Raw genomic sequence first — 14,230 nt, 5'->3', positions numbered from 1 at the left:
TGCATAACGCAGTTGCAAATTGCAAACAAACTCAAACTTTAAGCAACGCATGTCACAGAAACTACGTATTTTAGGGCATATTAAAGTTGGCACAGTAACTGCATTATATAAATCGACCCTTCTTAAGCCGAGGGTCACCTAGCCAACTGACGTTGTTAGTGAACTTGATTTTGTTCACATGTATATAAGCCAATCGCACTCTTTGCGGTTGGCTATTTTTTTATGTGGCTACTGCTCTCTTATCCTCTGACCGAGCTCGGTTGTACTTTTCTTGCCCACAACAGATTGTTTACTGTTTATAAAATTCAAATATTCGCCCACTAAACCATTAGAAATGCCAGCTTCAACAAAAATAAATCACCTACATAAAATAAAACCAAGAAAACACACACCAAAAAGAACAAATAACGTCCAAACCAAAAATCTCATCATGAAATCGTTTTCTTTTCATAGAAATCGACTGAACAATCCAGAGTTATAGATAAATTTAATCCATAAAAACAAATGGCAATTCAAAACACTCATTTCACATAGAAAACCTGTCTATAAGTCATGGAAAATACGTAAAAATAAACTTTTCACTTTTACAATTTAAAAATCAAACCATTGTTATTAAAAGAAAAAATAGACACCAAAAATCCAGCAAACGTTTAAATTGCAATTTTATCATTGACTATTAAATTTACATCACGATAATACGCGCCGTTTGCCTGAAAACCAGGTGCTATAATTTAATATTTCAATGTGCGGAGGTAATAATGGCTGGAGACAATAACTACAGTCTTGGACCAGTTCCCAACACGGCCAGAAAAGGCGTGGCATCACTAACCATGGTGATGTTAGGACTCACTTTTTTCTCCGCAAGTATGTGGACAGGGGGTTCTCTCGGTACTGGGCTCTCCTTTAATGATTTTTTCCTCGCTGTTCTCATCGGTAACCTAATCCTCGGTATTTACACTTCTTTCCTCGGTTACATCGGCGCTTCTACTGGTCTCTCGACTCACCTTCTTGCTCGTTTCTCTTTTGGTTCTAAAGGATCTTGGCTTCCTTCCGCTCTTCTTGGCGGAACTCAAGTTGGGTGGTTTGGAGTTGGTGTCGCGATGTTTGCGATTCCGGTGCATAAAGCAACGGGCATCGATACCAACACGTTGATCCTCGTCTCCGGTTTGCTCATGACCGCGACCGTTTACTTTGGCATCTCCGCACTGATGGTGCTGTCAGCAATCGCCGTTCCTGCCATTGCGCTACTTGGCGGTTACTCTGTCATTGAGGCAGTAAATAGCGTTGGCGGTATTAGCGAACTACAACAAGTTCAACCAACCGAGCCACTCGATTTTTCAATAGCTCTCGCGATGGTTGTTGGCTCTTTTGTCAGTGCTGGTACATTAACGGCAGATTTCGTGCGCTTTGGCAAAAAGCCGCGCAGCGCCGTGATGATCACCATGGTGGCATTTTTCATCGGTAACTCGTTAATGTTTATCTTTGGCGCGGCAGGTGCATCCGTGACTGGTCAATCAGACATCTCTGAAGTGATGATTGCGCAAGGCTTATTAATTCCCGCCATCATCGTACTTGGATTAAACATTTGGACGACTAACGACAACGCGCTCTACGCATCGGGTCTTGGATTTTCCAACATCACAGGCTTACCAAGTAAATACATCTCGATGGCGAACGGGCTTGTTGGCACACTCTGCGCTCTCTGGCTCTACAATAACTTTGTTGGCTGGCTGACCTTCTTATCGTTGGCAATTCCACCGATTGGCGGCGTGATCATCGCTGACTTCTTCACGAACCGTAAACGCTACGCAAACTTTGAAGCCACCCAGTTCCAAAGCGTAAACTGGGCTGGCATTATCGCTGTCGTGATTGGCGTTGGTGCGGGACACTTCCTGCCTGGCGTAGTGCCGATTAACGCTGTACTTGGCGGCGCAATTAGCTTCCTGATTCTTAATCCTATTCTTAACAAAAAAGCACTGGCTACACAGCCAGCGTAAGGAACCATCATGACAACACTACTGATCAAAAACGTAACGCTAAAAGGACAAGAAGGTCTGCAGCAAATTTTGATTGAAGATGGTCAATTCAAGCGCATTGAAAGCAACGATGTGGAGCTTAATCATAACGGTGACACCATCGATGCTGAAGGCGGCATGGCGGTGGCGCCTTTCTGCGAGCCGCACATCCACTTAGACACAACGCAAACCGCAGGCGAGCCAAGCTGGAACATCTCTGGCACATTGTTTGAGGGTATTGAACGTTGGGCTGAGCGCAAAGAAATGCTGTCGATTGAAGACGTGAAAACGCGCGCAAAACAAACCTTAAAATGGCAGATCGCAAACGGTGTACAACACGTTCGTACTCACGTAGACGTTTCAGACCCTACCCTAATTGCCCTAAAAGCGATGGTAGAAGTGCGTAAAGAGATGAAAGAGTGGGTAGATATCCAAATCGTCGCCTTCCCGCAGGAAGGTATTCTCTCTTACCCAAATGGCAAAGAGCTGCTAGAAGAAGCCGTCAAATTGGGGGCGGACGTGATTGGCGCGATTCCACACTTTGAATTCACACGCGAATATGGCATTGAATCACTGCACTACGTATTCGAGTTAGCGCAAAAATACGACCGCCTGATCGACGTGCATTGTGATGAAATCGATGACGAACAATCTCGCTTCGTTGAAACACTGGCAGCATTAGCGCACAAGTTTGATATGGGGAATAAAGTCACGGCCAGTCACACCACAGCGATGGGTTCCTACAACGGTGCATACGCATCTCGCCTGTTCCGTTTATTACGCATGTCCGGTATCAACTTCGTGGCAAATCCATTGGTGAACATTCACTTACAAGGCCGTTTTGATGATTACCCAAAACGTCGCGGCGTAACACGAGTGAAAGAGATGCTGAATGCCAACATCAACGTCTGCTTTGGACACGATGATGTATTTGACCCTTGGTACCCACTAGGCACTGCAAACATGCTGCAAGTGCTGCATATGGGTCTGCACGTGTGTCAGGTGATGGGTTACGACCAAATCAACAACTCACTGGATCTGATCAGCACCAATTCAGCGCGCACATTGAACATTCAAGACAATTACGGAATTGAAGAAGGCAAATCAGGTAGTCTTCTGATTCTTCCAGCTGAAAATGGCTTTGATGCAGTACGTCGCCAAGTGACTGTGCGCTACTCGGTTCGTCACGGTAAAGTCATTGCAGAAACGCAACCTGCGACGACTCATATTCATCTTGAACAAGCAGAGCAAGTGACGTTCAAGCGCTAAGGTTCGTAAAAATACCGACTAAAACGAAAAAGGGTCTGACGAAATCATCAGGCCCTTTTGCTATTGGCAAACGTCACTGCTGTTCTGTGTCTTACGACCTTAGTAGCCAACCGAGCGCACAAAAATGCTATTTAAGATGACCCGATACTTACTAAGTTGCATAAGGTTCTGATGGCTAAATCTCAATTACACTATCGAACTTGGAAATTCCTCTCTGCGTTCGGCATACTTCTGACTTCATTTTAGTTGTAGATATGAACCATGACGTCATTAAGCCAGATAGAACCGCAATTTTTGGAATTTATGCAGCAAGAGATGCAAGTAGATGCAGCTCATGATCTTAAACACGTAAAGCGCGTAGTCAAAACAGCAAAGCAGCTCTGCGAAGAAGAAAATGCAAACATCGCGATTGTATTACCGGCCGCCTATTTACATGATTGTTTTACCTATCCGAAAGATCATCCAAACCGCAAGCAGAGCTCAATCATTGCAGCCAAAAAAGCGGTCGCGTTTTTAGAAAGTATCGATTATCCGCAGCAATACCATGATGCCATTGCCCATGCGATAGAAGCACACAGCTTTAGCGCTAATATCAGACCCAACACATTGGAGGCAAAAGTCGTTCAAGATGCCGACCGTCTGGACGCTTTAGGCGCAATTGGCATTACTCGCTGTATACAAGTGAGCACTGAGTTTGATGCGCAACTTTACGATGACAAAGACATCTTTGCTCAACAGCGAGAGCTCGACGACAAACAATTCACTCTGGATCACTTCCAGGCCAAGCTATTCAAAATCGCCGAAACCATGAACACAGAGTCAGCGAGACGCGAAGCGCAAAAACGCAAAGCCTTTATGCAAACGTACCTAGAGCAGTTACACGACGAGGTAACAGCGTAAATGTCAGAAAGCTGTACGTTAATTAAAGAGCTTAAACGCCAACTAAAGTTAGCTGGGCTGCATTATGTCGATGTTGCACAACACCTTGATTTAAGTGAAGGAAGCGTCAAACGTTTACTCGCTGAAGGTCAACACATTAGCCTTGAACGCTTAGAACGCATTTGCCAATTGATTGGTTTAGAAATGGCGGAACTGTTTAAGCTCGCGGCTGCGCACAACAAAGGTCTAGAGTCGCTAACGTTAGAGCAAGAAAAGCAGTTGGTTGACGATAAAGCCCTGCTACTCGTGGCAATCTGTGTTGTAAATGGCTATCAGTTTGAACAAATCGTTCAGCAATACACCTTCAATGAGTTGGAACTGGTGCAAAAGCTGGCTCAGTTGGATCGTCTGAACATCATCGACTTGCAGCCAAATAACAAAATTCGTTTGCGTATATCTCCGACATTTAAGTGGCAGATGGGCGGCCCTATTCAACGGTTCTTCCAACAGCAAGTTCAAGACGCCTTTTTCCAAAGCTACTTTTCCGGTGAAGATGAACAGTTGTCCATGGCAACAGGATTGATGAGTGTACCAACCAACAAGAAGCTACAACAGAAACTGCAAAAGGTCATCGATGAGTTTTATCAGGCTTGCCAAAGTGATAGCTCTCTCGATATGGACGAAAAACACGGCACCTCTCTGATTATTGCGATGCGTCGCTGGACGTTCCCTTTGTTTGAACCATGGGAAAGAAAACCTACTCAGAAGTCTCGAAATTAGTAACTCAATAAACAAATGGAGATGAAAGTAACGAATTTCGTTACTTTTGGTGGCATGCAACGTCACTTGACAGAGAAAGCTGGTTTAATCGTTCATTGAGCATAAAGTGCTCCCATCTCATTCGACTTTGTTTAATCGGAGCCAGCATGTTTTTCTCAAAACGCTTTTTTCCTTACTTTGTGACGCAGTGTCTTGGCGCACTCAATGACAACATCTACAAAAACGTTCTGTTATTGATGGTGACATACAGCCAAATTGATAACTTACCAATATCCGTTAATCTATTTGTTAATTTGGCGGCAGGCTTATTCATCCTACCTTTTTTTCTATTCTCTGCGCATGCTGGTGCCGTCGCTGACAGCATGGACAAAGCCAAATTAATCCGGCGTCTAAAGCTCATCGAGCTGGCTATCATGTCTTGCGCTGCAACCGCTATTGCCACTCAAAGTGCCATGCTGATGCTGGCTCTTTTGTTTATGACAGGCACTCAATCGGCCTATTTTGGTCCCGTAAAATACGCCTTACTACCACAAGCGCTCAAACCAAATGAGCTTGTTAAAGGAAATGCTTGGGTTGAAATGGGCACGTTCCTTTCGATTCTTATAGGTACGCTTAGCGCAGGCCTGCTGTTAGCCATTCCTAATGGTACCTTGATTGCTTCTTGTGTCGTGATTGCCTTGTCTTTACTTGGTTTTATGAGCAGTGTGAATATTCCAACGATGCCTAGCCAATCGAATGACAAAGCGAAATTTGAACCAATTTCTGGTTTAAAGAACACGTTAAAAGTGGCAAAAAAACAGAGAGGCATTTGGATGTCTATTCTAGCCATCAGTTGGTTTTGGTTCATGGGTGCGACTTACCTGACTCAATTCCCTAACTTTGCGCGTGAACATTTGTTTGCAGACAGTACTGTCGTTTCTTTACTGTTGGCATTGTTTTCCATTGGTATCGCTACAGGCTCTTGGTTGTGTGAAAAGCTCTCTTTCAACCACGTTGAGCTTGGTATTTTGCCATTCGGTATCCTTGGTCTGACAGTCTTTGGCGTCGACTTGCTATGGGCCGTCCCAAGTTATCCATCACTTCCGATTCACTTTTATGATGTGCAAAGCTTCGTTGCTGAATCCAAACATCTGCGCGTCATGATTGACCTGTTCCTTGTTGGTGTAAGCGGCGGTGTCTTTATTGTTCCTCTTTATGCGTTCATCCAATCTCGTTCAAACAAAGGGGAATGTGCACGTGCCATTGCTGCTAACAACATCATGAATGCGTTGTTTATGGTGGTGTCTGCTTTGGTTTCGATCGTTGTACTCAGCGCACTAGAGCTTTCTATTGTGGAACTGTTTGCCATGATGGCAATAGGTAACTTCTTCGTGGCAATCTATGTCTATCGTCAAGTACCGGAATTTACACAACGCTTTATCAGTTATTTACTCAGCCATTGTATGTATCGTGTGTCCGTAAAGGGGCGCCAACATATTCCTGAACAAGGTGCTGCGTTAATCGTGGCTAACCATGTTAGCTATGTCGATGCATTGATTTTGATGGGAACCTCTACTCGCCCGGTTCGTTTTGTGATGGACAAGTCCATCAGCGAGCTACCTGTTCTTAAATATGTATTCCGTCATGCCGGTGTTATCCCGATCTGTTCTCCACGTAAGTGTGCCGACACTTACCGACGAGCATTTGAACAGATTGAACAAGCACTTAACGACGGTGAGGTTGTCTGTATCTTCCCTGAGGGTCGTTTAACGTCTAACGGTCAATTGGGTGAGTTTCGCCCTGGTGTAGATAAAATCCTTGAACGTAACCCTGTTCCTGTCATCCCTATGGCGTTAAAAGGGCTTTGGGGTTCTTTTTTCAGCCACAAAGGCGGACATGCTCTCACAAAACGACCGACTCGTTTTTGGTCAAAAGTGGATGTTGTTATCGGTGAAGTGTTAAGTCCTGCGTCTTTAAATCGTAATCAATTGCAACAACAAGTACAGGATTTACTGGGCTGAGTCGCTTGCTACAGCAGTCAAACTTTGCAGCAAAACGTAAATATGCACCACAAAGCACAAGTAGTTCTTTGTTAATTAGAGTAGGATATCTACGACGTCATAAATCTAGGAGGTATTATGAAAATCATCATCTTACATGGTCTTTATATGCATGGGCTGGTCATGCAGCCTCTTAGCCAAAAGCTGAGAAAACTCGGATACGAAACGCAAGTACTCAGCTATAACACTGTTGCTATCGATGAGTCTTCACTGTTTGATTCTATTGATCATTCGCTTAATCCACTGACCACAAACGTGCTCGTGGGACACAGCTTGGGAGGCTTGATGATTAAGCGCTATCTCGCCAACAGAAAACCGAGCACTAACTTAATCTCTCATGTTGTCGCTATCGGTTCGCCTCTTAAAGGCGCGTCCATAGTAGGTCGGATTCAAGATCTCGGATTGGGTGCAATTTTAGGCAATTCGCCACACCACGGATTAAACAGACATGATGACGCTTGGGATTTCCCTCAAAAACTCGGCAGTATCGCAGGAACGATGCCGATTGGCGCTCGCCCATTGTTGATCCGTAATGACAACACCATGTCGGACGGTACGGTTACCGTAGAAGAGACAAGACTGGAAGGTATGCAAGATCATATCGAAGTGAAACAAACGCATACGAGCCTGATTTACAACACCTTCGTGCCACAGCAGATTGATCACTTTATTCGCACAGATTATTTCCGTCGATAGCACACTTTTCCATCATACAGATGGAATCGACTTTCCAAGCTATTCAGTTCGCAGTACTATCCTAGCTCCACTTCCTCACAACTTGGATGAAGTGGCACATTTTTAATTGTTCTCAGGGCGGGGCGAAATTCCCCACCGGCGGTATACTTTTTCAAGTGAGCCCGCGAGCGCTCGATTCGTCGAGGTCAGCAGATCTGGTGAGATGCCAGAGCCGACGGTTATAGTCCGGATGAAAGAGAATAAGAATACACCAGCATAGCGAGTCAGATTGCTAAGAGTGCTGGTGCACTTCTTTTTGATCGTATTTTACGACGATCTCTCATACCGCCCTGATTCTGGTGAAATTTAGGAGTTAACCATGAATCAGTCATCACTACTTGCCGAATTCGGCGACCCAATTACTCGCGTTGAAAACGCACTTATCGCTTTAAAAGAAGGTCGTGGCGTACTACTTCTTGATGATGAAGATCGCGAAAACGAAGGCGATATCATTTATTCAGTCGAGCACCTCACTAACGAGCAAATGGCATTGATGATCCGCGAATGTAGCGGCATCGTTTGTTTGTGCTTAACAGATGCTCAAGCAGACAAACTGGAACTGCCTCCAATGGTAGTAAACAACAACAGCGCAAACCAAACCGCATTTACGGTTTCTATTGAAGCGAAAGTTGGTGTAACAACGGGGGTTTCAGCAGCAGACCGAGTGACGACCATTAAAACGGCGGCAAACCCGCATGCGAAACCTGAGGATCTTGCTCGCCCGGGCCACGTATTCCCTCTGCGCGCACGTCCAGGTGGTGTAATGACTCGCCGTGGTCACACAGAAGGTACGATTGACCTGATGCAAATGGCAGGGCTTCAACCCGCTGGCGTACTATGTGAAGTGACCAACCCAGATGGCACGATGGCAAAAGCACCAGAGATCGTTGCGTTTGGTCGCCTGCACAACATGCCAGTGCTGACTATTGAAGACATGGTGATGTACCGCAACCAGTTCGAATTAAAACTGGCATAATTAAATCCCAGCTCTGAAAGAAGCCGCGCATTTGTGCGGCTTTTTTGATCGATCCTCTTTGCACTTGAGTAGTTATACTTATTGAAAACAAAGGGAACAACACCATGAAAGGATTACTGAAACTCGTCGCTCTCGTTGGCTTTCTCTCCATGAATTCGCTTGCTCTTGCATCTGAGTGCCCTGATATTCTTCAAGGTAAGCAAAGGTTGTTAAACTCAACAGAAGAAGTCGATCTATGCGAAAGCTTTAAGGGAAAGACACTACTAGTCGTCAATACAGCAAGCCAGTGCGGCTTCACTCCTCAGTTCGAACAGTTAGAAACCCTCTATCAAACTTACAAAGACCAAAACTTCACCGTTATAGGCTTCCCGAGCAATGACTTCCGACAGGATAGAGGAAGCGAAACAAACACAGCGAAAGTCTGTTATCTCGATTACGGGGTCACCTTTCCAATGATGGCTCGCTCCTCAGTATTAGGCGTAGATGCAAACCCCGTATTCAGCGAGATTACTAACCAAGCTGGCATCAAACCAAAATGGAACTTCTATAAGTTTCTAATTAGCTCCGAAGGCAAAGTTATTGCCACTTTTCCAAGCTCCACATCACCGACAAGTACTACGCTTACCAATATGATAGAGCAACAATTGTAAGGTGACGACCATGACAACACGCTCAACCATGCTACAACTCGGTTACTTAGGCCTGGTTCCATTTGTGTTTAGTTTAGGGCTGATTTTCACTGACATCTCACTGTTCAATTTAAGTGGCCAGCAATTTTTCATCGCATACAGCGCCGTTATATTAAGTTTTTTATCCGGCATCCTTTGGGGTAACGGCATTGAGCATTACTACCACCGCCTTAGCAGAAATATATTAATTCTCAGCAACCTTTTTGTCTTACTTGCTTGGGGCGCATTACTGCAGGGTCACAAACATTACGCGGTCGCTACCCTACTCTTAGCAATTGGGTATCTTGCTATTTGGTATGCAGAAAAACTCGTGAGGAAAGTCGAACAAGACGCCGAGCCCAAGGGATATCAAGGAATGAGGAGCAAGCTGACCTTCAGCGTAATCGTAATGCACGGATTGGCTTTAGTTTCATAGCCTGGTCTGTCCAGTGCTAAGATCACAAAAAAACGTCTTTTTATAAAACAATGTTCATTTCGTGAATGCACACATATTTTGAACACTGTTTTGTTTTATTTATGAATCAATCCACATATAAGTATTTCAAAGCATTCACAAAGGATATGAATATGTTTTTTCGCAAACTTTTGTTTAGCACTGCGATGATCAATGCAACGACAGGTTGCGTGTCTTACCAGGCACAACAAGCCGCCGCTCAAACAGTAAATAATACAGGCGCCGTGCTTACCAATGTGATTAAAACTACGATTGCTCAGCCATGTAATGTTGCAATCACTGCTGCTAGCTTGTTTTATCCGCATGCCATATTTATGACTAGTGTTCCGACTCAAGCATGTACAAGCGTTCTTAGATAATGCGAAAGTGATAAGCATAAAAAATGGCGACTCTATCGTCGCCATTTTTAAGCATCAATGCTATTTATAGTTACAGCGTCAATAAGTAATTAACTAATTGATTGTACTCGTCGTAAGTACGAATTTCGTTGGCCAAAACAATGTATTTATTGTTCACAACCACACCTGGAACCCCTCTTAACGTGCTGGCTGCAAATTGTTTGTCAAAGCCTTTCTGCATTGAGTTTACGGCAAAGCTATTGTAAGCGGCATCAAACTTCTTACCTTCTACGCCATTATCAACGAAGAGCTGTTTCAGCTCAGCGTCATCTTTTGGCGCTTGTCGCTTTTGATGAATTTGGGCAAACATGGCAGGAATCATTGTATCTTCAACCCCGAGCGATACCATCGTCGCGTAGGACTTGGCCATCGGAATCGCCATATCTCCGCCCATGAACCCCACATGTACCTTTTCAAACTTTGCCTCTTTTGGCAGAGCAGGTTTTAAACGCTCAATAAGCGACTCAAACTTGTAGCAATGTGGGCAATAAAAAGAAAAGAATTCCGTCACAACAGGTTTCGATGCTTTCTTAACATCCAGAACTTTGTAGTGCTTCCCTTCTTCAAATTGCGCTGCGTGAGCGGTAAAAGTCAGTAAAAGTGCACTACATAAGGCAAGTAGTTTTTTCATTGTTTATTTCCTTGTGGCATTCAAATGCCAAATCATTTCATTTGGTAAAAAGGGGGAAACCCCAAGTAATTTGAGATGAGAAATTAAACAATCGGAGGACGATAAAGCTTGGTGATCACTGTCACTACTTTTTCGACTAAAGGCCTATCAATCAATGCAAGGCTGTAAGGAAGAAGCAGTAAGTCGTTTTGAGATAAGTTGGCGGGAATTTTGACCATGCAGGAAGAGCTACAACTCGTGTGAGACTGTTGCACCTTATTGATAGTTGACCCATCGTGATGTGACTCTACGCAGTCGTCATTGACGCCAAGTTGTTTGTGCAGAGCAGCCTGTTGAACAATAATATCGCGTACTTCAATTGTTTTCACCGGGGCTGAAGCCTTCGCCATAGGAGCGACACTGCTCAAAAGCATAGCGGCTAAACAAACTATCGCGGTCAACAATGTGCGGTTAAACTTCAACATAGCTACATCAACAAAAATGGTGATTTAAGATAATACATGATAACGGTTTGACTTCAAGATACGGACTCTGAGTTCCGCCTCGCCTAAAAACTTGGTACGTTAACGGTTCCTTACCCTTGAGGCTTCTCAATACCGCTCCCCTCTCACAAGAACTCATAGCGATTAAGCTATTCATCATTTAGATAGTTCTTCACCTGATACCAGCGACAATTCGATAAAACTTGAAATCGTTATGAAACACGAGTAATAGTTAGAACAGTTTTTGTACGAACAAGGAAAGATCAATGCTTAAAAAGAGATTCTTTAAGACAAAAGATGAAGTTGAAGTCACGTTCGAGCTAGATAAAGACCAGTGGGACTCCATTCATATTGCTGGGGATTTTAACAACTGGCAGCCAGAACCGATGAAATTAATGAAGAAAAGCCGTCAATTTAAATTTAAAACGCGCTTACCTAAAGAGCAGAATGTTCAGTTCCGCTACTTGCTCAATGATGCAAAGTGGGAAAACGACCCTCAAGCCGACGCTTATGTTCCCAATGCTTTTGGCAGCGACAACAGTGTCGTGTGCACCACCGAATAAAACGTAAGTTCACTCTAATATTCCATATTAAGGCGCAACAGTTGCGCCTTTTTTAGACTTTTCAAAATGTGATTAATGATTAAGTTTGAATCATTACTTGGGGTATTTATCGAATCAACTCATCCGATAACCTTATTCTGAGAAAGCTTTATTTGAAATAATTCGTAAATTTGTTTAAGTTCCGGTGATATTAAATATTGTATACATCACTCAAATGAACGCACAACAAGTCAAACCATCTTTAATCATCGTGGAAGACGATCCCAAATTACAAGCTATGCTGGGAGAGTATTTTGTTGAACAAGGTTTCCAGGTCAAATGTATCGACAACGGGACAGACGCACCGGAAGCGATTATTGACACACAGCCAGACGTGGTTTTGTTAGATTTGATGCTACCTGGACAAGACGGCCTGAGCGTATGTCGTCAAATCCGTGAATGCTACAAAGGCAAAGTGTTGATGCTGACAGCGAGTGATGACGACTTCGATCACGTCGCCGCATTAGAAATTGGCGCCGATGACTTTGTTACCAAGCCTATCAAACCTCGCGTGCTGCTGGCACGCATTCGCATGCTATTGAGAAGAAAAGAGGCAGCCTCTACCGAGTCCGAAAACGGTCTACAAATTGGAGTGCTGTGTTTAAACCGATTACGTAAATCATGCGTCATGAACCAGGAAGAAATTGCGCTGACTGACGGTGAGTTCGATTTATTATGGGTTCTCGCAACACACGCAGAAAAAACACTCTCACGTGAGTGGTTAACGAAAACACTACGTGGTATTGAGTACGACGGTACAGATCGCACCATTGACAACCGTATTGTGACATTGAGAAAAAAATTAGGCGATGCTTCTTGCTCTCCACAAAAAATCATTACGGTTCGCGGCAAAGGCTACCTATTTATGCCTGATGCATGGAATGAATAATGAGACGGATTTATCTGGAAAGCTTTGTCGGTCTTATCATTCTATTTATGGTGAGTTTGTGGGGTTACGAATTCTTAGTCTATGAGATCAACACAGATTACGATTACCTGCTACAAGAGCAAGAAGGTCAAGCTTTCCACGATCTTATCTATCCTATCTACGAAGAGCACGGACTAGAATACACTCAACAACAGCTTGAGCAATTTGCCACGTCCAGCCATCGCTTGTTGATTCCTCACACGCTCGAAGAACTTCCAGAGGACATCAGAAAAGCATTTGAAAGTGACACCTCTGTTAACGTTGCTTACGACGAAGAAAGGGATATATGGTTCCGCCTAGATGCGGACACCCCTATTTTCAAAATGATCGATGATCCGGATAGCTCAGTTATTCAGGCGATTAACTTTGATGACAACATTGTATGGTTATTCTTTTTAGCCGGATTTGCTCTGTATTGCATACTGCTGATCTGGTTTTTGAGTCGTCGAATTCGTGAGTTAGAAAGAGTCACGGTAGAGTTTGCTTCAGGCAACTTCAAAGCACGAGCAAGCACCTCAAGTGCCAAGTCCGTTGGAACGCTGAACAAAAGCTTTAATACGATGGCTGACAAAGTTTCTCGCCTGATCACTAGCAATAAAATGCTGACCAATGCAGTTGCGCATGAATTACGCACTCCTATTTTTCGTTTGCAGTGGCAAGCTGACTTGTTATCGGACTCTACATTAACCGAACAACAGAAAAAGCATGTACGTAGTATCGTCGAGGACATTGACGAGATGGAAGATATGGTTGAAGAGCTGCTTTATTACGCCAAAATGGAACGCCCAGATACGGCGTTGCAAACAGAAAACGTAGCACTCGCCAAGTTAGTTAGTGAGTTAAAACAGAGATGGCAAAAAGAGACCAAGTTATCTATCTCACTCAATGAAACAAACTCTGAAAACGCACGCGCATTCGCTGATCCAAAACTGCTAAAACGTGCCTTGGATAATCTGCTACGCAATGCAATGCGATACGCAAATACTCAAATTATGGTTGAGATAAAAAGTGATCAGCAAAGCTGCTTAATCCATGTACATGATGATGGTATAGGTATAGAAGAGCAGCATTGGCCTCACCTTTTTGAAGCATTTTATAGCGCGGATGAGTCCCGAAACAAAAACACGAGTGGATTTGGGCTCGGTTTGGCGATCGTCAGGCAAATAATGGAACTTCAACATGGTGAGGTTTCGATTTCTCATAGCCCACTTGGTGGTGCTTGCTTCACACTTCGTCTCCCAAAATCAGACAGTTAAGCTAACGTCTTTCCCCCTTTACAGAAGACGACACTTCAATACACTCCAGCGACAGAGCCCAACAATAAAACAGTGTACATTTAATCCATAAATTCAC

The 14,230-nt window shown here is 43.9% G+C and carries 15 protein-coding genes and 1 riboswitch; of the genes, 13 read left to right on the top strand and 2 right to left on the bottom strand.

Annotated features, from left to right (window positions below):
• The first annotated feature begins 758 nt into the window (after positions 1 to 758).
• The 10 genes from codB to FR741_RS17480 all read left to right on the top strand — a co-directional run bounded on the left by codB (position 759) and on the right by FR741_RS17480 (position 10,195).
• Entirely contained in the window at positions 759 to 1,997 is a 1,239-nt protein-coding gene (codB, locus tag FR741_RS17525) for a cytosine permease (protein WP_167427322.1), read from the top strand.
• 9 nt (positions 1,998 to 2,006) lie between these two features.
• Complete coding sequence (locus tag FR741_RS17520; protein WP_167427321.1) at positions 2,007 to 3,284, top strand: cytosine deaminase; 1,278 nt, start codon at positions 2,007 to 2,009, stop codon at positions 3,282 to 3,284.
• A 261-nt stretch (positions 3,285 to 3,545) separates the two neighbouring features.
• Complete coding sequence (locus tag FR741_RS17515) at positions 3,546 to 4,184, top strand: HD domain-containing protein (protein WP_167427320.1); 639 nt, start codon at positions 3,546 to 3,548, stop codon at positions 4,182 to 4,184.
• A complete protein-coding gene (locus FR741_RS17510) occupies positions 4,185 to 4,943 on the top strand; it encodes a helix-turn-helix domain-containing protein (RefSeq protein WP_167427319.1) in 759 nt (252 codons plus the stop codon). It begins immediately after the preceding gene.
• 146 nt (positions 4,944 to 5,089) lie between these two features.
• Positions 5,090 to 6,943, top strand: coding sequence for an MFS transporter (locus FR741_RS17505; RefSeq protein WP_167427318.1), 1,854 nt, complete (start codon positions 5,090 to 5,092; stop codon positions 6,941 to 6,943).
• A gap of 117 nt (positions 6,944 to 7,060) precedes the next feature.
• Positions 7,061 to 7,678, top strand: coding sequence for a lipase family protein (locus tag FR741_RS17500; protein ID WP_134645480.1), 618 nt, complete (start codon positions 7,061 to 7,063; stop codon positions 7,676 to 7,678).
• A 104-nt stretch (positions 7,679 to 7,782) separates the two neighbouring features.
• A riboswitch (FMN riboswitch) is annotated at positions 7,783 to 7,923 on the top strand.
• A gap of 113 nt (positions 7,924 to 8,036) precedes the next feature.
• Positions 8,037 to 8,693, top strand: coding sequence for a 3,4-dihydroxy-2-butanone-4-phosphate synthase (gene ribB / locus FR741_RS17495; RefSeq protein ID WP_006741191.1), 657 nt, complete (start codon positions 8,037 to 8,039; stop codon positions 8,691 to 8,693).
• 104 nt (positions 8,694 to 8,797) lie between these two features.
• On the top strand, positions 8,798 to 9,343 hold the full coding sequence (locus tag FR741_RS17490; RefSeq protein ID WP_167427317.1) for a glutathione peroxidase: 546 nt from the start codon (positions 8,798 to 8,800) through the stop codon (positions 9,341 to 9,343).
• 10 nt (positions 9,344 to 9,353) lie between these two features.
• Positions 9,354 to 9,797 (top strand): DUF3429 domain-containing protein, encoded by a 444-nt coding sequence (locus FR741_RS17485; protein ID WP_167427316.1) that lies wholly within the window; start codon positions 9,354 to 9,356, stop codon positions 9,795 to 9,797.
• Positions 9,798 to 9,949: 152 nt separating this feature from the next.
• Positions 9,950 to 10,195, top strand: a complete 246-nt coding sequence (locus tag FR741_RS17480; RefSeq protein ID WP_005373664.1) for a hypothetical protein — start codon at positions 9,950 to 9,952, stop codon at positions 10,193 to 10,195.
• 70 nt (positions 10,196 to 10,265) lie between these two features.
• On the opposite strand, the gene FR741_RS17475 is transcribed toward FR741_RS17480, so the two are convergent.
• Both FR741_RS17475 and FR741_RS17470 read right to left on the bottom strand, forming a co-directional pair.
• Positions 10,266 to 10,865, bottom strand: coding sequence for a thiol:disulfide interchange protein DsbA/DsbL (locus FR741_RS17475; protein WP_104972344.1), 600 nt, complete (start codon positions 10,863 to 10,865; stop codon positions 10,266 to 10,268).
• Positions 10,866 to 10,948: 83 nt separating this feature from the next.
• Positions 10,949 to 11,329 carry a hypothetical protein gene (locus tag FR741_RS17470; RefSeq protein WP_167427315.1) on the bottom strand — a complete coding sequence of 127 codons (381 nt, stop codon included), beginning with the start codon at positions 11,327 to 11,329 and terminating at the stop codon, positions 10,949 to 10,951.
• 284 nt (positions 11,330 to 11,613) lie between these two features.
• Between FR741_RS17470 and FR741_RS17465 the strand changes: the two genes are divergently transcribed.
• From FR741_RS17465 to FR741_RS17455, 3 genes are all read left to right on the top strand, one after another.
• A complete protein-coding gene (locus FR741_RS17465) occupies positions 11,614 to 11,910 on the top strand; it encodes an isoamylase early set domain-containing protein (RefSeq protein ID WP_167427314.1) in 297 nt (98 codons plus the stop codon).
• Positions 11,911 to 12,124: 214 nt separating this feature from the next.
• A complete protein-coding gene (locus FR741_RS17460; protein ID WP_005396348.1) occupies positions 12,125 to 12,838 on the top strand; it encodes a response regulator in 714 nt (237 codons plus the stop codon).
• The gene (locus FR741_RS17455; RefSeq protein WP_006741195.1) at positions 12,838 to 14,133 is read left to right on the top strand and encodes an ATP-binding protein; all 1,296 of its coding nucleotides are present in this window, start codon (positions 12,838 to 12,840) and stop codon (positions 14,131 to 14,133) included. Before FR741_RS17460 ends, FR741_RS17455 begins: the two co-directional genes overlap by 1 nt.
• The last annotated feature ends 97 nt before the right edge of the window (positions 14,134 to 14,230 follow it).

Origin of the sequence: Vibrio diabolicus, assembly GCF_011801455.1 — a bacterium.
Taxonomy (GTDB): Bacteria; Pseudomonadota; Gammaproteobacteria; order Enterobacterales; family Vibrionaceae; genus Vibrio; species Vibrio diabolicus.
Note: the sequence above shows the minus strand (reverse complement) of the source record. Positions and strands in the feature narration are given on the sequence as shown.